Below are 17,017 nucleotides of genomic sequence, written 5' to 3'. Positions count from 1 at the left end.
GAAGCGGCCTGCTGCGTCAGTCGGGCTGCTTCGCAAGCGCTGCGAACTGGGCTAGCTTGTCTAAAATCTGAGATTCTAGGTGACGACAGGGCCGACCCGATGGCTATCCGCTTCGACGAGATCGGCCACCGGCTGAAGGCCTACCGGCTCGGGCGCGGCCTGATGGCCGAGGAGGTCGCCGAGCGGCTCGGCATTTCGCGCGCCGCGGTCTACCGCATCGAGGGCGGCGGCGTCGTCAAGATCGAGACGCTCGAGCGGCTGGCAGGCGTGCTCGAGACCACGGTCGCCTCGCTGCTCGGGGCGGGGGTCGAATACTATGCCAGCCCCGTCGCCTATTTCGAGCGGATGCGGCAGATCGAGGAAGAGGCCGACCAGGTCGTCGCCCATTTCCCGCCGCTCTCCTATCTGCTGACCTCCGGCGACTACGCCTCCTATCTCCGGCGGACACTGGTCGAGGCCCTGCCGCCGCATGTCGAGGACCGCGACAAGGCCGAGGGTGAGATCGACGCGGTCATCGCCATCCTCGACGAACGCCGCAAGGCCCGCGAGCGCCGTCGCCTCAGCGTCGTTAACTTCGTCAATGTGCTGGAGATCGAGCGCTGGCTGAAGCTCGGCATCGTCGGCCGGTTCAACCTTCCCGAGGACGAGCTCGCCCGGCGGCGCCTCGCGGCGCGGACCGAGGTCGAGCATCTGCTGGCGCTGATCGAGAGCGAGCCGATGGGCATCCAGATCGGCTTGATCGAGGAAACCCTGCCGAACATGACCTTCCAGCTCTTCCGGACCGCCGAGAAGACGCTGCTGGGCCTCAGCCCGTTCCGGCTCGGCGGAGAATTGCCGAACCTCCGTTCCGGCATCGCCATGCTCACGGCGGACGAGCAGCCGGTGCGGCTCTATGAGGCGCTGGCCGATGATCTCTGGCGCCGGGCCCGCAAGGGCAGTGAGGCCGGGGCGCTGCTGCGCGCGGCGCTGGCACGCTCCGGCGCGACGGCCGAACGCGCGCCGAAATCGGCTTCAGCCCGCGGCTGATTCCGGCAGGCGCAGCACCGCGCGGGCGACCTGTTCGAGGGCTTCGTCAGGGTTCGCGCAGCGTGTCGCGCCGTCCACGGCCGGCGCGCCTTCCAGCAGGAAGACCGGCCGCCCGAACTGCAGCGCGAAGGCGATCTCCGACAGCGTGCCATAGCCGCCGCCGATCGCGATCAGGCTGTGCGCTGCGCGCGCGATCAGGGCGTTGCGGGCGACGCCGATCCCGGTCGCGAGCGGTACGGTGACATAGGGATTGGCGGCTTCCGGCTCGGTGTCGGGGAGGAGGCCGATCGAAAGGCCGCCGCCGTTGGCGACGCCGCGGCAGACGGCTTCCATCACGCCGGCGCGGCCGCCGCACAGCACCGTCAGCCCGTGCCGGGCGAGCAGGAGGCCGGTCTGTTCGGCCGCCTGCTCTTGTTCCTGCGTGGGTGTCCGCGTGCCGATGACCGCGACCGGCGTGCGCAGTGGCCGGCCGCTCGCATGCTGGAGCCAATGCAGCGCCTCGATCGGCGTGACCGGCTCGCCCTTGGCGGACGCCGTGTCCGGCTGCCATTGCCGCGTCGCGGCATCGAATCTGCTGCCGCGGTCGTCACTGAGGCGGCCATGCGCCCGATCGAGGATGAGGCGCATGGCGTGGTGGCTCAGCCCTGCTTGGCCTGGTTGAAGTCCGAGATGCCGCCATGCGCGGCCGACCACTTGGCCGGCTCGTTGAGGAAGCTCTCGACCTCGTCCAGCACCTTCGGCTCGAAATGGCCGCTCGCCTTGGCGACCTTGAGCACGTCCCACCAGGTGGTGAGATAATGCAGGCCGACGCCGATCTCCTTCATCATCTCGCGGCCCTGCGGGAAGATGTCGTAGTAGAACAGCACGAAGCAGTGATCGACCTTGGCGCCGGCGTCGCGCAGCGCCTTGCAGAAGTTCACCTTGCTGCCGCCATCGGTGGCGAGGTCCTCGACCAGCAGCGTGCGGGCGCCCTCGACCACCTCGCCTTCGATCTGCGCATTGCGGCCGAAGCCCTTGGGCTTCTTGCGCACATACTGCATCGGCAGCGCCAGCCGGTCCGAGATCCAGGCGGCGAAGGGGATGCCGGCCGTCTCGCCGCCGGCGACGATGTCGATCGATTCGTAGCCGATGTCGCGCACGATCGTCGTCGCGGCGAAGTCGATCAGAGAGGAGCGCAGTCGCGGGAAGGAGATGATCTTGCGGCAGTCGATATAGACCGGGCTCGCCCAGCCCGAGGTGAAGATGAAGGGCTTGTCTTTGTAGAAATGGACGGCCTTGATCTCGAGCAGCATCTTGGCCGCCTCGAGGGCGATCGTGTCCCTGTCGACCGGCATGTAGAGATTGGGCATGGTCTTCTTCTCCAGGGGCTGAGCGCCATCGTTCGCCGGTTGCGGCGTTCGGGCGGGGCAATGTCGGGTTCGCAAACGGCCCCTTCTCAGCGCGATGACGGTCGAGGTCAATCCCTGAATCGCGCTCCGACACGCCGATGCTTGTGGAAACCTGCCGCTTTCCGAAAGTGTCGCAAAATTGAGATTTAGGATTGCAAATGAGATAATGCCGTGACAATCATGCCGGCGTGCGGCGCGGAGGGGCTATGTCTCGCGCAGCGGTGAGCTTCTCGCGGCAGGCCCTAGCGGTCGGTCGTCAAGTGACGCAGAAGCGTCCGGAGAAGGTGGGTGCACGCCCAAACTCCAAAGGGACGGCAGGCAGAGGCACGCACGGGGCGTGCCCTGATGCATTTGCGTTCCTGTGCACGTCATCAGAAGCCAGACAGGGGACTCCGCCGTGAGTGACAACCAGGCCGCAACCGCCGGCTCAATCGCCCATTCCGCACCGACAGAGGTCGACAGCAAGGCCAGGAAGGCTCTCTGGGGCTCGGCCATCGGCTATGCCATGGACGGCTTCGACCTCCTGATCCTCGGCTTCATGCTGCGGGCGATCTCGGCCGATCTCAACCTCACCGCGGCGCAGGGCGCCTCGCTGGTTACCGCGACGCTGGTCGGCGCCGTCATCGGCGGCATCGGCTTCGGCATGCTCTCGGACCGGCTCGGTCGCGTGCGCGTGCTGACCTGGACCATCGTCCTCTTCGCCGTCTTCACCGGCATGTGCGCCTTCGCGCAGGGCTATTGGGACCTGCTGATCTACCGCACCATCGCCGGCCTCGGCCTCGGCGGCGAGTTCGGCATCGGCATGGCGCTCGTCGCCGAAGCCTGGCCGGCGTCCAAGCGCGCCCGCGCCTCCTCCTATGTCGGCCTCGGCTGGCAGGTCGGCGTGCTCGCCGCCGCGATCGCGACGCCGCTGCTGCTGCCCACGATCGGCTGGCGCGGCATGTTCGCCATCGGCGTGCTGCCGGCGATCGCCGCCTATTTCATCCGCCATTCGCTGCATGAGCCGGACGTCTTCGTCGCCCGCACCAAGGACAAGCCGAAGGAGTCCGCGCTGCGCGCTTTGGTCAAGGACTGGGAGACCACCAAGCTCAGCCTCGGCATGGTCATCCTCTGCTCGGTCCAGAACTTCGGCTATTACGGCGTGATGATCTGGTTGCCCAACTACCTGGCGACCCGCTTCGGCTTCGCTCTGACCCAGTCGGCCGTCTGGACCTCGGTCACCATCGCCGGCATGGCGCTCGGCATCTTCGCCTTCGGCCATATCGCCGACCGGATCGGCAGGCGCCCCGCCTTCTTCGGCTACATGCTCGGCGCAGCGGTGATGGTCGTGGTCTATTCGCGGCTGACCGACCCGATCCACCTCCTGGTCGGCGGCGCGGTGATGGGCTTCTTCGTCAACGGCATGCTCGGCGGCTATGGCGCGCTGATCAGCGAGCTCTTCCCGACCACGGCCCGCGCCACCGCCCAGAACGTGCTGTTCAACATCGGTCGCGGTGTCGGTGGCTTCGGCCCGGTCGTGGTGGGCGCGATCGCCGCCGCCTACAGCTTCGAGGTCGCGATCGGCCTGCTGGCGACGCTCTACGTGCTCGACATCATCGCCATGTGGCTGCTGATCCCCGAGCGCCGCGGCGCCGAGCTCTCCTGAGCCGCTGAAAGGAGCGAGCCATGTCGATGCAACCGCTTCATCAAGGCTCGCTCGCCGCCACGACAGGCGGCGCGGGAGCCGTGGGTTCCTGCGCTTCCTGGAAGGCCAGCGTGGTCGCGGAACTCGCCGAGGTCGTCTCGCATGAGGCGGTCAACGGCGAATACCGGCACCTCGTCGTTCGCTGCAGCGCCGAGGCTGCTGCGGCCGAGCCCGGCCAGTTCTTCCAGCTGCTCTGCCCCCAGCCGGTCGGCGAGCAGCCCTTCCTGCGCCGGCCGATGAGCCTCTACGGGGCCGATCCGGAGAAGCGCCAGGTCGAGTTTCTCTACAAGGTGACGGGCGCCGGTACCCGCGGCCTCGATACGCTGCGGGTCGGCGACCGGCTCGACATCATGGGGCCGCTCGGCACCGGTTTCACGCTCGACCCCTCCTGGCGCAGCATCGTCGCCGTCGGCCGCGGCGCCGGCCTCGCGACGCTCGCCCCGCTGGCGAAGGCGGCCAAGGCCAACGGCACCCGCGTCACCGCGGTATTCAGCGCCCGGCGGCCGGACCTGCTCGTCTCGGTCGACCTCTTCCACAGCCACGGCGCCGACGTCGTCGCCGTCACCGATTCCGAATCGACCAGCGGCCCGGCCAATGTCGAGCGCATCCTGCGCCGGCTGATCGCCGACGGCGCCTGCGATGCCTTTTTCACCTGCGGCTCGAGCCGGCTGATGCGCGTCCAGCAACGGCTGGCGCAGGAATTCGGCCTGCCCGGCCAGGTCGCGATGGAGCAGCAGATGGCCTGCGGAATCGGCCTCTGCTACTGCTGCGTGCGCGACTTCAACGTCAATGGCGAGATCGTCCACCGGCGCGTCTGCTGGGACGGGCCGGTCTTCGACCTGATGGAAGCGCTGCCATGAACCCGGTGATGAACGCAGCCGCGCATGCGGCGCCGGATGTCGATCTCTCCGTCAGCATTGGCGGGCTGAAACTGCGTAATCCGGTCATGCCGGCCTCCGGCACCTTCGCCGAGGGGCTGGAGAAGGTGATGGATTTCAACCGGCTCGGCGCCTTCGTCACCAAGACGATCACCCGCGAACTGCGCGCCGGAAACCCGCTGCCGCGCGTCGTCGAACGGCCTGGCAGCCTGATCAACGCGATCGGCATTCCCTCCAAGGGTGTGCGCTATTTCGTCGAGGAGACGATGCCGCATTATGCGGCCTATGACACGCCACTGGTGGTCAGCATCTCCGCGCCGACTGCCGAGGGCTTTGCCAGCCTCGCCGCCGAGCTCTCGATCCCCGGCATCGCCGCGATCGAGGCCAACATCTCCTGTCCGAACATCGAGGAGGACGGCAAGGCCTTCGCCATGCGCGCCGAATCGACCGAGAAGGTGACGCGGCAATTGCGCGAGGCGACGAACCTGCCGCTCTGGGTCAAGCTCACGCCCAATACCGGCGATGTGCCGGAAGTGGCGCGCGCCGCCGAAGCTGCCGGCGCCGATGCGGTCGTGGTCGCCAACACGATCCTGTCGATGGCGATCGACCTCAAGACCTTCAAGCCCTGCCTCGGCAACATCATGGGCGGCCTCTCCGGTCCGGCGATCAAGCCGATCGTGCTGCGCCAGGTCTTCCAATGCGCCAAGGCGGTGAAGATCCCGGTGATCGGCTGCGGCGGCATCTCCACCGCCGAGGACGCGATCGAATACATGCTCGCCGGCGCCAGCGCCGTGCAGGTCGGCACCGCGACCTTCCTGCAGCCGGCGTCGATGACCACGATCATCGACGGACTCAGGAGCTTCTGCCTGCATCGCGAGATTCCGCGCGTCACTGACCTGATCCGCGGCGTCGTCATCGAGGAGGCCGACGAGTCCGAACTCGCCTGGCTGGATCCCGTATCGTGACCGCGCACCCTGCCGATCTGCGCAACGTCTTCAGCGGCAACGAGGGCGACCGCGCGTTGTCGGAAGCCCTGTTTGACGTGCTGCGCGAGGCGACTGGCGACGGCGTCGGCATCACCCGCGAAGCCTATAGCGAGCGCGAATCCCTGGCGCTCGACCTCGTCGAGGCCAAGGCGCGCGAGCTCGGTCTCGCGACCGAGCGCGACGCCGGCGCGAATCTGGTGGTCACGCTTGAAGGCGCCGAGCCGGAGCTGCCCTTCCTGGCCTGCGGCTCGCATCTCGATTCGGTGCCGCAGGGCGGCAATTTCGATGGCGCCGCCGGCGTCATCGCCGGCCTCGCGATCATCGCCCGCTTCAAGGAGGAGGGGTTCGTGCCGCGCCGGGCCATCAAGGTCTATGCGCTGCGCGGCGAGGAGAGCGCCCGCTTCGGCAAGGCCTATATGGGCTCGAGCGCGCTGTTCGGGAAACTCACCGCTGCCGACCTTGCGGTGCGCGACCATGCGACCGGTCGGACCCTGGCGCAGTGCATGGCCGATATCGGCGTCGACATGGCCCGCGTCGAGAAGAGCGAGCCCTTGCTCGACCCAGCGACTGTCGCGGCCTGGATCGAACTCCACATCGAGCAGGGGCCGGTTCTGGTCGCCCGCGATCTGCCGGTCGGCATCGTCACCGGCATCCGCGGCAATGTCCGCCATCGCAATGTCGAGTGCATCGGCGAAGCCGGCCATTCCGGCGCGGTGCCGCGCTGGCTGCGGCGCGATGCGGTCTTCGCCACGGCCGAGCTGATCACCCATCTCGACCGGCATTGGCGCACCCTGCTGGAGCGCGGCCGCGACGTCGTGGTGACCGCCGGGGTGCTCGGCACCGACCCGCAGGAGCATGCCATCGCCCGCATACCCGGCAAGGTCAGCTTTTCCTTCGAGGTGCGCAGCCAGAACCGCGAGACGTTGGAGGCGTTCTACGACCTGTTCCTCTCGGAATGCCGGCTGGTCGGCGAGGAGAGGGGGGTCGAATTCAGCTTCGATCGCCGCCTCGAATCGGCCCCGGCGGTGATGGATCCTGGCTGGATCGCGCGGCTGAAGGCTGCGGCGCGCGGGCTCGGCCTTCCCGACGAGGAGATTCCGAGCGGCGCCGGCCATGATGCGGCGGTCTTCGCCAATGCCGGCATCCCGAGCGCCATGATCTTCGTGCGTAACGAGCACGGATCGCATAATCCCAGGGAAGCGATGGCGATCGATGATTTCCTAGCCGGTATCGCGGTGATGCGGGCGGCCATCCGGGAGGCGGTACAATGAGCGTTTCGCAACTCTTCGATGCTGCGCCGGCTGCGGAAGCCGAGGCGCCGCTCTCGCTCACCATCCGCCGGCCCGACGACTGGCACGTCCATCTGCGCGACGGCGCCATGCTCAAGGCGGTGCTGCCCTTCACCGCCGCTCAGTTCGCCCGCGGCATTATCATGCCGAACCTCGTGCCGCCGGTGACGACCATCGCCGCGGCTGCCGCCTATCGCGAGCGCATCCTCGCCGCCCGGCCCGAGGGCTGCGACTTCACCCCGCTGATGACCTGCTACCTCACCGACACGACTGTGCCGGACGAGATCGAACGCGGTTATCGCGAGGGCGTCTGGGCCGCGGCCAAGCTCTATCCCGCCGGCGCCACCACCAACGCCCATCACGGCGTCACGAATATTCCCAAGCTCGCGCCGGTGCTGGAGCGCATGGAGAAGATCGGCATGCCGGTCCTCGTCCATGGCGAGGCGACCGACCCGGCCGTCGACATCTTCGACCGCGAGGCCGTCTTCATGGAGCAGGAGATGCTGCCCCTGCTGAAGCGCCATCCGGGGCTCAAGGTCGTGATCGAGCATGTCACCACTGCCGAGACGGTCGCGATCGTCCGCGCCCATGCCGGTCGCGCCGCCGGCACGATCACGCCGCATCACCTGATCATCAACCGCACCACGCTCTTCCAGGGCGGCCTGCGCCCGCATCTCTACTGCCTGCCGGTCGCCAAGCGCGAGAGCCACCGCCTCGCCCTCTGCGAGGCCGTCACATCCGGCGATACCTGCTTCTTCATCGGCACCGACACCGCCCCGCATCTGCGCGGCGCCAAGCAGGCCGAGTGCTGTTCGGCCGGCGTCTTCGGTGGCGCCACCGCGCTGCAGACCTATGTCCAGGTCTTCGACGAGGCCGGCGCGCTCGACCGTTTCGAGGCCTTCGCCTCGGAGAACGGCGCGCGCTTCTACGGGCTGCCTCTGAACGAGGGCACGATCACACTGGAGCGCAAGCCGAGCCGGGCGCTCGCCGCCGTCGAGGTCGAGGATAGCGAGGTCGTGATCTTCCGCGGCGCCGAGAACCTGCCCTGGTCGATCGGCGAGGTTCGCCCGTGAGCGCCGGCGAGATCGGCGAGGCGGTCGCCCGGCTGCTGTTCCGGGCGGGCGCCATCCATGTCAGCCGCCAGCAGCCCTATGTGCTCGCCGCCGGCTGGGCGAGCCCGGTCTATGTCGATGTCCGCCTTCTGCTCGGCGACCCGCAACTGCGCCGCGCCGTCACCGATCTCGCCGTGCGCTATGCCGAGGCGGCCTTTCCCGCCGGCAGCTTCGATGCCGTCGCCGGGGCCGAGACCGCCGGCATTCCCTTCGCGGCTTGGTTCGCCGATCGGACAGCGCTGAAGCTGCGCTATGTCCGCAAGCGCCCGCTCGGCGTCGGCCGCAACGCACAGGTCGAGGGCGGGCCGGTCGACGGGCTGCGCGTGCTCCTTGTCGACGATCTGACGACCGATGGCGGCAGCAAGCTCGGTTTCGCCCGCGGCCTGCGCTCGGCCGGCGCCAGCGTCGAGCACGTCCTGACGATCTTCTACCACGACGTCTTTCCGGGCGCCGGCGAGCGCCTGCAGGAGGCGGGGCTTGTCCTGCATCCGCTCGCGACCTGGGCCGATGTCCTGCGTGCCGATGCAGGCCAGGAGCTTGCGGCAGAGGATCGCGCCGAGATCGAGCGCTTCCTGGCCGACCCCGTCGCCTGGTCGACGCGCCATGGCGGCCGCGTCAGCCTTTCGCCGCGCGTCTGATCCGGAAGGAGCCTGCGATGAAGCCCAAATCCCGCGAGGATTCCACCATGGCCGATCTCGCAGCAGCAACGCCGATCACCGCACCGCCGCAGGCCGACAGCGTCCAGCTCGCGACGACGCAGACCATCGCGCTGGCCGAAATCAGGACGCGGCGCGAGCATGACCTGCTCGGCGATGCCGACGTGCCGGCCGACGCCTATTGGGGCGTGCACACGCTGCGTGCCGTCGGCAATTTCCCGATCACCGGCGTGCCGGTCGGGCATTTCCCGGAATTCGTGCGGGCATTGGCCCTGGTCAAGCAGGCGGCGGCGCGCGCCAATCGCCGCCTCGGCAACCTTCCTGCCGCGAAAGCCGAGGCGATCGAGCGGGCCTGCGACCTGATCGCGGTCGAAGGCCGCTTCCATGATCAGTTCGTCGTCGATGCCGTGCAGGGCGGGGCCGGCACCTCGACCAACATGAACGCCAACGAGGTCATCGCCAACGTCGCGCTCGAGCTGATGGGCAAGGCCAGGGGCGACTACGCCGCGCTCCATCCGAATGACGACGTCAACATGGCGCAGTCGACCAACGACGCCTATCCGACGGCGCTGCGCCTCGCCGTGATCTTCGCCACCGAGCCGATGATCGCGGCGCTCGACGAGCTCGCCTTCGCCTTCAAGGCCAAGGCGGTCGAGTTCGCCGATGTGCTGAAGATCGGCCGCACCCAGCTCCAGGACGCAGTGCCGATGACGCTCGGCCAGGAGTTCGACGCCTTCTTCGCCACGATCAAGGAGGATGTCTCGCGGCTGCGCGAGGCGGCGGCCCTGTTCCGCGAGGTCAATCTCGGCGCGACCGCGATCGGCACCGGCATCACCGCCGACGCCCGCTATGCTTCCCTCGCCATCGAGGAGCTGGCCCGCGCCGCCCGCCAGCCCATGGTGCCGGCGACGAACCTGATCGAGGCGACCTCGGATATGGGCGCCTTCGTGCTGTTCTCCGGCGTGCTGAAGCGCGTCGCGGTCAAGCTCTCCAAGATCTGCAACGATCTGCGCCTGCTCTCCAGCGGCCCGCGCGCCGGCTTCAGCGAGATCCGGCTGCCGGCGGTCCAGGCCGGCTCCTCGATCATGCCGGGCAAGGTCAACCCGGTGATCCCGGAAGTGGTCAACCAGGTCGCCTATCTCGTCATCGGCCACGATCTCACCGTGACGCTCTGCGCCGAGGGCGGCCAGCTCCAGCTCAACGCCTTCGAGCCGACCATCGGCTATTGCCTGCTCTCCTCGCTGCGCCATCTCACCGCGGCGGTGACGACCCTGACGACGCGCTGCGTCACTGGCATCGAGGCCGATCGCGAGCGCTGCCTGGCGCTGGTCGAGGATTCGATCGGCCTCGTCACGGCGCTCGGACCGCGGCTCGGCTACGAGGCGTCGTCGCGGGTGGCGCGCCGCGCCCTCGCCGAGAAGCGCAAGGTTGCCGAGATCGTGCTCGAGGAAGGCCTGCTCAGCCGGGCCGAGCTCGACGAGCTCCTGAAGATCGAGGCGATGACGGCCCCGTCGCGCCCGAAGCCCGCCGGAAAGGCGCGGGCCTGAACGATCGGCCGCCGCAAGGTCGGACGGCCGCCTACCCGGAGAGGATGATGAACGAGCTGTTGAACTGGCTGCTCCAGCAGAAGGGCAGCATGAATACCTATCTCGAATTCCAGGGCCGCGCCCTCGAATTGCGCGCCGCCGAGCCCGAGCATGCCGCGCTATTGCGCCTGCTCGCCGATCTCGCCGGCCGTTTCGCCGAAGCCTATGACCGCCGCCCGCTGCCGCTCGACGTCGCCGAGGGCGCGTTGCAGCGGCTCACCGGGCTGATCGAGCAGGCGCTGGCTCCCGGCGCTGCCGACCCGGCGCACCGGCTGGAACTGCTCAACCGGATCGGCGCAGCCGAACTCGCCTGAGGCCGCGGCTTTCGGAGTTTCCTTTGGCAGCGATGCCGACCATGCAACCCGGCCCCGGCCGGGTTGTTTGCTGTCCGGGCTCATCAAAAGCCGGATTTTGGGTTAGTAGAGCCGCTGAAGCTCAGAGGCCGGCTTAAGGATGGCTGGCAGGGAACCTTGCGCGCTCCGTGCGCATATGCCGGTTTCAAGGTAAAATATGACGAAATATCAGTACATTAGGTTTTCCGTGGCGCCGATGATGGACTGGACTGACCGGTATTGCCGGGTGGTCCATCGCCTGATGTCGCGTCGCGCCCTTCTGTACACGGAGATGGTGACGGCGCAGGCCGTGATCCGCGGCGACCGGCAGCGGCTGATCGGCTTCGACGCGGTCGAGCATCCGGTCGCGCTGCAGCTCGGCGGCAATGATCCCATCCTGTTGGCCGAGGCGGCGAAGATCGGCGCCGATTTCGGCTATGACGAGATCAACCTGAATTGCGGCTGCCCCTCCGATCGCGTCCAGGGCGGGGCCTTCGGCGCCTGCCTGATGCGCGAGCCCGACTTGGTCGGGGACTGCGTCGCGGCGATGAAGGCGGCGGTTTCGATCCCCGTCACCGTGAAGTGCCGGATCGGCGTCGACGATCAGGACCCGGAAGTCGCGCTCGACGCCCTGACCGCGGCGGTCCGGGCCGCGGGCGTCGATGCGCTGATCGTGCACGCCCGCAAGGCCTGGCTGCAGGGACTTTCGCCCAAGGAGAACCGCGAGATCCCGCCGCTCGACTATGAGCGGGCCTATCGCCTGAAATCCGCCAATCCCGATCTGCCGGTCTCGCTCAATGGCGGCATCCGTGCGCCCGCCGAATGGCTGCCGCATCTCGCCCATGTCGATGGCGTCATGCTCGGCCGCGAGGCCTATCAGAATCCGGAAGTGCTGCTTTCCGTCGATCCGCTGCTGTTCGGCGAGGCGGCGCCGGTCGCCGATGCCTTCGAGATGCTGGAGGCGCTGGAGCCGTTCATCGCCGCGCATCTCGAGCGGGGCGGGCGCTTGCACGCCTTCACCCGCCATCTCGTCGGGCTCTTTCCCGGTCGGCGCGGCTCGCGCCTGTTCCGCCGCCATCTCGCCGAGCATTGCGTCGCCGCCGGCGCCGGCCTCGCCGATCTGCGCGCCGCCATCGCCCATGTCGAGCGCGAGGCACCCTCCGCGATCGCTGCCGAATGAACGAGGCCTTGCCGATGACGGGTGAACCCGCCGCCGTCGATCCCGCGCTGATTACCAGGATCGAGACGAGCTTCGCCAAGCAGGCCTTCATGGCGACGCTCGGTGCCCGGCTGGTCCGCGTCGCGCCGGGCGAGGTCGAGATCGCCTTGCCGGTTTCAGCCCATCTTTGCCAGCAGCACGGCTTCGTCCATGCCGGCGCGGTCTCGACCATCGCCGACAGCGCCGCCGGCTATGCCGCCTTGACCGCGATGCCGGCCGGAGCCGGCATCCTCACGGCAGAGTTCAAGATCAACCTGCTGGCGCCCGCCACCGGCGAGGAATTGCGGGCGCTCGGCAAGGTGGTGAAGGCCGGTCGCACGCTAACGCTCGCCACCGCCGAGGTCTTCGCGGTCTCGGGCGGGGCGCGCAAGCTCTGCGCCATGATGACGGCGACCTGCATGACGATCGCTGGCCGCGAGGGTGTCGCCGACTAGCGGCTTTAGATCCGCCGGATCGTCACTCCGGAGCTGCGCCTCTCGCGGCCTGTCCGGAATGACGGTGCCGGCGGTTCTAAGCCTGCTCTAGCGTGGCCTCAACCGTTCCAGCTCGCCCAGCCGCTTCATTGCGGCCTGCTGCTGCAGCAGGCCGTAGTTGATGCCGGACGCGTTCAGCGAACTGCCGGTCTGGAAAGGATACTCGGCGAAGTCCGAGAAGAACTCCTTCACCTTGGCCTGGATCGGCACGAGCAGCCACATCTGCTGGGCGAAGAACTTCATGGCTTCGCCGCCTTCCTTGGTGCCGCGCTCATAGGGATCCATCCGTAGGTTGGTGATGTTGGCCCAGGATGGAACCTCGCGCGTCGCTGTTGCGATGTTTCCCTCGCTGGCGACGGCGAAGCTGACCTTCCAATCGTTCCATCGGATGGCGTTCAAATTGCCACCCTGATCGAAGTAGAAGACGGTGTCTCGCGGAGGCTCCTTCGTCTCGCCCTTGAGGAAGGGCATGAAATTGTAGCCGTCGAGATGAACCTTGAAGCTCTTCGACCCCGCTTGGAATCCGGTCTTCATCTTCTCCTTGACATCTCCAAGCCCGGCGGCAGCGCAGAAGGTCGGGAACCAGTCGATCAATGCGATCGGCTCGTTGACCTCCGTCGCGGGCTTCACCACGCCCGGCCAGCGCACCATCATCGGGATACGGAAACCGCCTTCCCATGTGGTGCCCTTCTCGCCCCGGAACGGTGTCATGGCGCCGTCTGGCCAGAGCGCGATCTCCGCGCCGTTGTCCGTCGTGTAGAGCACGATGGTGTTGTCGGTAATGCCGAGATCGTCGAGTTGCTTGAGCAGCTGTCCGACATGGCCGTCATGCTCGACCATGCCGTCCGCATGGATGCCCTTGCCCGTCTTGCCCATCGACTCCGCCTTCAGATGGGTGAAGACATGCATGCGGGTCGAGTTGAACCAGCAGAAGAACGGCTTGTTCGCCTTGGCCTGACGGTCGATGAAATCCTTGGCGCCGGCCAGGAACTCCTCGTCGATCGTCGGCATGCGCTTGGTGTTGAGCGGCCCGGTATCCTCGATCTTGCCGTCCGCCGAGGTCTTGAGCACGCCGCGCGGGCCGAACTGCCTGCGGAAATTCGGGTCCTTCGGATAGAAGTAGCCTTCCGGCTCCTCCTCGGCATTGAGATGGTAGAGATTGCCGAAGAACTCGTCGAAGCCGTGCCGCGTCGGGAGATGCTCGTCCCGGTCGCCGAGATGGTTCTTGCCGAACTGGCCGGTGGCGTAGCCGGCGGTCTTCAGGGCATCGGCGATCGTCGGCATCCAATCCTGGATGCCATGCGGATCGCCCGGCATGCCGATGGTGAGCAGGCCGGTACGGAAAGGTTCCTGCCCGAGGATGAAGGAGGCGCGACCGGCGGTGCAGCTCTGCTGGCCATAGGCATCGGTGAAGATCGCGCCTTCCTTGGCGATGCGATCGATATTGGGCGTGCGATAGCCCATCATCCCCATTGTATAGGCGCTGATCTGGGGGATGCCGATATCGTCGCCGAAGATCACGAGGATGTTTGGCTTGCGCCCGGCGGCCGGGGCTGCCGGCTGCTGCGCCTGGGCCGGCTTGACCTCTGCCGAGAGATAGGATGCTGCCGCAGCCAGGGCGGTCCCGCCCAGAAGGATGCTGCGCCTGTCGAGAGATGGGTTCGTGCCGGAGACGTCCTGCTTCGGGGGCATGGAGAAACCTCGCGCATTGATCGGAACCGTGAGCGGAGGCCCTGTTTCGCCATAGCTTCTGACGCTCGCGCTCGGGATCAAGAGACTGAAAGCACGCGGCGGCAGCCGGCAAGTTCGTAACAGTTACGCACTTGCAGAGGTGCCCGACCTCCGTTCGCCACGTCTCGCCCGGCCCGGATGCCGTCGCACTTCCGTCGAGCCCGCGAGCCGACGGGGCAGTTCTTGCTCCGCCGGTCCATGGCTGTGTCTGCGCGCATGGCGGCCCTGCCGCACCAACCTTGCCCTTTCCCGGCGAATCCCTAAGAGCAGCCCCACCTTCCCGTATTCGGAAACATTATGATTGCCGGCATTCCCATCAACGACCTGATTTTTCTCGCCGTCTCGCTGATCGCCGCGGGGGCCGTCACCGGCCTGCTCGCCGGCCTGTTCGGCGTCGGCGGCGGGGCGGTGATCGTACCGGTGCTCTATGAGGTCTTCCGGGTCATCGGCGTGCCCGAGGAGGTGCGCATGCCCCTCGTCGTCGGCACCTCGCTCGCCGTCATCATCCCGACCTCGATCCGCTCCTTCAATGCGCACCGGGCCAAGGGCCTGGTCGACACCTCTATCATCAGGATCTGGGCGCTGCCCGTGGTGCTCGGCGTCGGCCTCGGCAGCCTGGTCGCGCGCTACGCCCCGCCGGACGTGTTCAAGGCGGTCTTCGTCGCGGTCGCCTTCGTCAGCGCCATGCGCCTGCTCTTCGCCTCCGACCGCTGGAAGCTCGGCGACGATATGCCCGGGCCATTCCTGATGCGGGTCTATGGCCTGGTCATCGGCGTGCTTTCGGCGCTGATGGGCATCGGCGGCGGCCAGCTCTCCAGCCTGTTCATGACCTTCTACGGCCGCCCGATCCATCAGGCGGTGGCGACCTCGTCCGGCCTCGGCGTGCTGATCTCGATCCCCGGTGCGCTCGGCTACATCTACGCCGGCTGGCCGAAGATGGACCTCCTGCCGCCGCTCTCGCTCGGATACGTCTCGCTGATCGGCTTCCTGCTCTTCATCCCGACCTCGATCTGGACGGCCCCTATCGGCGCACGCCAGGCGCATCGTCTGTCGAAGCGCAAGCTCGAAGTCGCCTTCGGCATTTTCCTCCTCCTGGTCTGCGCCCGCTTCTTCTGGTCGCTGGTCTTCTGATCGGAGGAGGAGCCGTGCTTTCCATCCGCGCAGGCACCGAAGCCGATCATCCGACACTCGCCCGGCTGATGGCTGAGATGCAGGCGCATTATCGCGTGCCCTGTCCGTCGGATGCCGAGATCCGGGCGGGGCTTGCCGGCCGCCCGGCCGGAGCCGAGCTCCTGGTTGCGGAAGACGGCGAGGCCCTCGTCGGTTTCGCCGCCTTCGCTGCGATCTATCCCGGTCCCGGCCTGCGGGCCGGCTTCTTCCTGAAGGAGCTCTACGTCGCGCAGGCGGCGCGGGGTCTCGGGGCAGGGCGGCGCCTGATGGCCGAGCTGGCGCGCCTCGCCTTGGTGCGAGGCTTTGGCCGCGTCGACTGGACGGCGGCACGCGACGATGTCCGCCTGCTGCACTTCTATGAAAGCCTCGGCGCATCGCCGCAGCCGGAGAAGGTCTTCTTCAGGTTGAGCGGCGAGGAGCTGCGTCGTCTCGCAGAGAGCTGAGCCGCTCTTCCAGCGTCGCCATGATCGAAAGCCGCTCGGTTTCGGTGAGGCGCGACCATTGGGCGATCTCCTGAAGCGTGCGCCCGCAGCCCTCGCAGAGCTTGCTCGCCGGATCGATCACGCAGATGCGGATGCAGGGGCTCGATGCGCCGCTCACTGCCCGCTCCAGCCGAGGGCGAGCGCGATGCCGAGATAGATCGCGATCTCGGAGAGCTGCTGGCAGGCGCCGGCGATGTCGCCGGTCTGTCCGCCGATCAGCCGCCTGGCGGTGCGCATCAGCCAACCGCTCGCCAGGGCCGAGAGGCCGATGCCGATCAGGAGGCCCGCGAGCGGCAGGTTACCGGCGAGCCCGAGCAGAAGCCCGATGCAGGCGGAGAGGCCGTAAGCGAAGGGCAACACCGCGCGTTCCGGCGTGCCGACAGCCGCAGAGGCGCCGTCGACGCGTGCCGGCGGCAGCGTTGCGACCACGCGAATGCCCTCGATGCGCGACCAGGCGGCCGCCCCGAGAATGGCGGCTGCGGCGGCGAGGGCGCCGGCGCCATCGAGGATCGCAGCCAGCGCGGAGACGCGCAGCAGCAGTGCGAGCCCGATCGCCAGCGTGCCATAGCTGCCGATCCGGCTGTCCTTCATGATCTCGAGCCTGCGCTCGGGCGTCCAGCCACCGAACAACCCGTCGGCGCTGTCGGCCAGCCCGTCCTCATGGAAGGCGCCGGTGGTGAAGACCAGCACGGCGACGCCGAGGGATGCGACGACGAGGTCGTCGAGCCCGGCGAGGCCGGTCGCGAGCACGATGAGTGCGGTGGGCAGCGCGATCAGCAGGGCAGCAAAGGGCAAAGCACGCGGCAGCAGCCGGAAATCGGGCGTCGCATGCGCGTTCTCGCCTGGCCTCTCCGGCACCGGCAGGCGCGAATAGAAACGGATGCAGGCGGCCGTCGCGGCGAGCCAGCCCGGCCAGGCCGGTGGCGCGGCAGGCGCATTCTCGCTTTCTGCTTCGGCCATTCCGCGTCGATATCCCAGATTGTCTTCGCTCGCCTCAGCCTATAG

Annotated in this window: 18 protein-coding genes; 13 read left to right on the top strand and 5 right to left on the bottom strand. The window is 67.8% G+C overall.

Features of this window, described 5'->3' with window-relative positions; translation table 11 throughout:
- The first annotated feature begins 99 nt into the window (after nucleotides 1-99).
- Nucleotides 100-1,026 carry a helix-turn-helix domain-containing protein gene (locus RKE40_RS17530; protein WP_316019514.1) on the top strand — a complete coding sequence of 309 codons (927 nt, stop codon included), beginning with the start codon at nucleotides 100-102 and terminating at the stop codon, nucleotides 1,024-1,026.
- Here RKE40_RS17530 and RKE40_RS17525 read toward each other — a convergent pair.
- Complete coding sequence (locus tag RKE40_RS17525; protein ID WP_316019513.1) at nucleotides 1,012-1,653, bottom strand: TIGR00725 family protein; 642 nt, start codon at nucleotides 1,651-1,653, stop codon at nucleotides 1,012-1,014. The genes RKE40_RS17530 and RKE40_RS17525 overlap by 15 nt on opposite strands.
- Nucleotides 1,654-1,664: 11 nt before the next feature.
- Nucleotides 1,665-2,375: an orotate phosphoribosyltransferase gene (locus RKE40_RS17520; RefSeq protein WP_291634963.1), complete on the bottom strand. Its 711-nt coding sequence runs from the start codon at nucleotides 2,373-2,375 to the stop codon at nucleotides 1,665-1,667.
- A 436-nt stretch (nucleotides 2,376-2,811) separates the two neighbouring features.
- Here RKE40_RS17520 and RKE40_RS17515 point away from each other — a divergent pair, with 436 nt between their 5' ends.
- The 10 genes from RKE40_RS17515 to RKE40_RS17470 all read left to right on the top strand — a co-directional run bounded on the left by RKE40_RS17515 (nucleotide 2,812) and on the right by RKE40_RS17470 (nucleotide 12,590).
- Nucleotides 2,812-4,059 (top strand): MFS transporter, encoded by a 1,248-nt coding sequence (locus RKE40_RS17515; protein WP_316019512.1) that lies wholly within the window; start codon nucleotides 2,812-2,814, stop codon nucleotides 4,057-4,059.
- A gap of 20 nt (nucleotides 4,060-4,079) precedes the next feature.
- Entirely contained in the window at nucleotides 4,080-4,958 is an 879-nt protein-coding gene (locus RKE40_RS17510) for a dihydroorotate dehydrogenase electron transfer subunit (protein WP_316019511.1), read from the top strand.
- Complete coding sequence (locus tag RKE40_RS17505; RefSeq protein ID WP_316019510.1) at nucleotides 4,955-5,941, top strand: dihydroorotate dehydrogenase; 987 nt, start codon at nucleotides 4,955-4,957, stop codon at nucleotides 5,939-5,941. Before RKE40_RS17510 ends, RKE40_RS17505 begins: the two co-directional genes overlap by 4 nt.
- Nucleotides 5,938-7,233 (top strand): Zn-dependent hydrolase, encoded by a 1,296-nt coding sequence (locus RKE40_RS17500; RefSeq protein ID WP_316019509.1) that lies wholly within the window; start codon nucleotides 5,938-5,940, stop codon nucleotides 7,231-7,233. The genes RKE40_RS17505 and RKE40_RS17500 overlap by 4 nt, the downstream gene beginning before the upstream one ends.
- Nucleotides 7,230-8,324, top strand: a complete 1,095-nt coding sequence (gene pyrC, locus RKE40_RS17495; RefSeq protein ID WP_316019508.1) for a dihydroorotase — start codon at nucleotides 7,230-7,232, stop codon at nucleotides 8,322-8,324. The genes RKE40_RS17500 and pyrC overlap by 4 nt, the downstream gene beginning before the upstream one ends.
- A complete protein-coding gene (locus tag RKE40_RS17490; protein WP_316019507.1) occupies nucleotides 8,321-9,001 on the top strand; it encodes an orotate phosphoribosyltransferase in 681 nt (226 codons plus the stop codon). Before pyrC ends, RKE40_RS17490 begins: the two co-directional genes overlap by 4 nt.
- Nucleotides 9,002-9,018: 17 nt before the next feature.
- Nucleotides 9,019-10,566 (top strand): aspartate ammonia-lyase, encoded by a 1,548-nt coding sequence (locus tag RKE40_RS17485; protein WP_390893418.1) that lies wholly within the window; start codon nucleotides 9,019-9,021, stop codon nucleotides 10,564-10,566.
- Between the two features lie 47 nt (nucleotides 10,567-10,613).
- Nucleotides 10,614-10,919, top strand: coding sequence for a hypothetical protein (locus tag RKE40_RS17480; protein WP_316019506.1), 306 nt, complete (start codon nucleotides 10,614-10,616; stop codon nucleotides 10,917-10,919).
- A 196-nt stretch (nucleotides 10,920-11,115) separates the two neighbouring features.
- A complete protein-coding gene (gene dusA / locus RKE40_RS17475) occupies nucleotides 11,116-12,117 on the top strand; it encodes a tRNA dihydrouridine(20/20a) synthase DusA (protein WP_316019505.1) in 1,002 nt (333 codons plus the stop codon).
- A 14-nt stretch (nucleotides 12,118-12,131) separates the two neighbouring features.
- Entirely contained in the window at nucleotides 12,132-12,590 is a 459-nt protein-coding gene (locus RKE40_RS17470) for a PaaI family thioesterase (protein WP_316019504.1), read from the top strand.
- 87 nt (nucleotides 12,591-12,677) lie between these two features.
- Here RKE40_RS17470 and RKE40_RS17465 read toward each other — a convergent pair whose 3' ends face one another.
- On the bottom strand, nucleotides 12,678-14,321 hold the full coding sequence (locus RKE40_RS17465; RefSeq protein WP_316019503.1) for an arylsulfatase: 1,644 nt from the start codon (nucleotides 14,319-14,321) through the stop codon (nucleotides 12,678-12,680).
- A 336-nt stretch (nucleotides 14,322-14,657) separates the two neighbouring features.
- Between RKE40_RS17465 and RKE40_RS17460 the strand changes: the two genes are divergently transcribed.
- Nucleotides 14,658-15,491, top strand: coding sequence for a sulfite exporter TauE/SafE family protein (locus RKE40_RS17460; protein WP_316019502.1), 834 nt, complete (start codon nucleotides 14,658-14,660; stop codon nucleotides 15,489-15,491).
- A gap of 77 nt (nucleotides 15,492-15,568) precedes the next feature.
- The gene (locus RKE40_RS17455) at nucleotides 15,569-15,973 is read left to right on the top strand and encodes a GNAT family N-acetyltransferase (protein ID WP_316019547.1); all 405 of its coding nucleotides are present in this window, start codon (nucleotides 15,569-15,571) and stop codon (nucleotides 15,971-15,973) included.
- On the opposite strand, the gene RKE40_RS17450 is transcribed toward RKE40_RS17455, so the two are convergent.
- Both RKE40_RS17450 and RKE40_RS17445 read right to left on the bottom strand, forming a co-directional pair.
- Nucleotides 15,930-16,130, bottom strand: coding sequence for a DUF1289 domain-containing protein (locus RKE40_RS17450; RefSeq protein ID WP_316019501.1), 201 nt, complete (start codon nucleotides 16,128-16,130; stop codon nucleotides 15,930-15,932). The genes RKE40_RS17455 and RKE40_RS17450 overlap by 44 nt on opposite strands.
- Nucleotides 16,127-16,972 carry an adenosylcobinamide-GDP ribazoletransferase gene (locus tag RKE40_RS17445; protein ID WP_316019500.1) on the bottom strand — a complete coding sequence of 282 codons (846 nt, stop codon included), beginning with the start codon at nucleotides 16,970-16,972 and terminating at the stop codon, nucleotides 16,127-16,129. Before RKE40_RS17445 ends, RKE40_RS17450 begins: the two co-directional genes overlap by 4 nt.
- Between the last annotated feature and the right edge of the window lie 45 nt (nucleotides 16,973-17,017).

Origin of the sequence: Allobosea rubneri (genome assembly GCF_032464875.1) — a bacterium.
Lineage (GTDB): Bacteria > Pseudomonadota > Alphaproteobacteria > Rhizobiales > Beijerinckiaceae > Allobosea > Allobosea rubneri.
The sequence above is the reverse complement of the archived record's forward strand: the minus strand, read 5'-3'. Positions and strand labels throughout refer to the sequence as shown.

Excerpts from the sequence above, each read along its gene's own strand:
- RKE40_RS17530 (WP_316019514.1), top strand. The coding sequence starts at position 100 with ATGGCTATCCGCTTCGACGAGATCGGCCACCGGCTGAAGGCCTACCGG.
- RKE40_RS17525 (WP_316019513.1), bottom strand. The coding sequence starts at position 1,653 with ATGCGCCTCATCCTCGATCGGGCGCATGGCCGCCTCAGTGACGACCGC.
- RKE40_RS17520 (WP_291634963.1), bottom strand. The coding sequence starts at position 2,375 with ATGCCCAATCTCTACATGCCGGTCGACAGGGACACGATCGCCCTCGAG.
- RKE40_RS17510 (WP_316019511.1), top strand. The coding sequence starts at position 4,080 with ATGTCGATGCAACCGCTTCATCAAGGCTCGCTCGCCGCCACGACAGGC.
- RKE40_RS17505 (WP_316019510.1), top strand. The coding sequence starts at position 4,955 with ATGAACCCGGTGATGAACGCAGCCGCGCATGCGGCGCCGGATGTCGAT.
- pyrC (WP_316019508.1), top strand. The coding sequence starts at position 7,230 with ATGAGCGTTTCGCAACTCTTCGATGCTGCGCCGGCTGCGGAAGCCGAG.
- RKE40_RS17485 (WP_390893418.1), top strand. The coding sequence starts at position 9,019 with ATGAAGCCCAAATCCCGCGAGGATTCCACCATGGCCGATCTCGCAGCA.
- RKE40_RS17480 (WP_316019506.1), top strand. The coding sequence starts at position 10,614 with ATGAACGAGCTGTTGAACTGGCTGCTCCAGCAGAAGGGCAGCATGAAT.
- dusA (WP_316019505.1), top strand. The coding sequence starts at position 11,116 with ATGACGAAATATCAGTACATTAGGTTTTCCGTGGCGCCGATGATGGAC.
- RKE40_RS17470 (WP_316019504.1), top strand. The coding sequence starts at position 12,132 with ATGACGGGTGAACCCGCCGCCGTCGATCCCGCGCTGATTACCAGGATC.
- RKE40_RS17465 (WP_316019503.1), bottom strand. The coding sequence starts at position 14,321 with ATGCCCCCGAAGCAGGACGTCTCCGGCACGAACCCATCTCTCGACAGG.
- RKE40_RS17460 (WP_316019502.1), top strand. The coding sequence starts at position 14,658 with ATGATTGCCGGCATTCCCATCAACGACCTGATTTTTCTCGCCGTCTCG.
- RKE40_RS17455 (WP_316019547.1), top strand. The coding sequence starts at position 15,569 with ATGCAGGCGCATTATCGCGTGCCCTGTCCGTCGGATGCCGAGATCCGG.
- RKE40_RS17445 (WP_316019500.1), bottom strand. The coding sequence starts at position 16,972 with ATGGCCGAAGCAGAAAGCGAGAATGCGCCTGCCGCGCCACCGGCCTGG.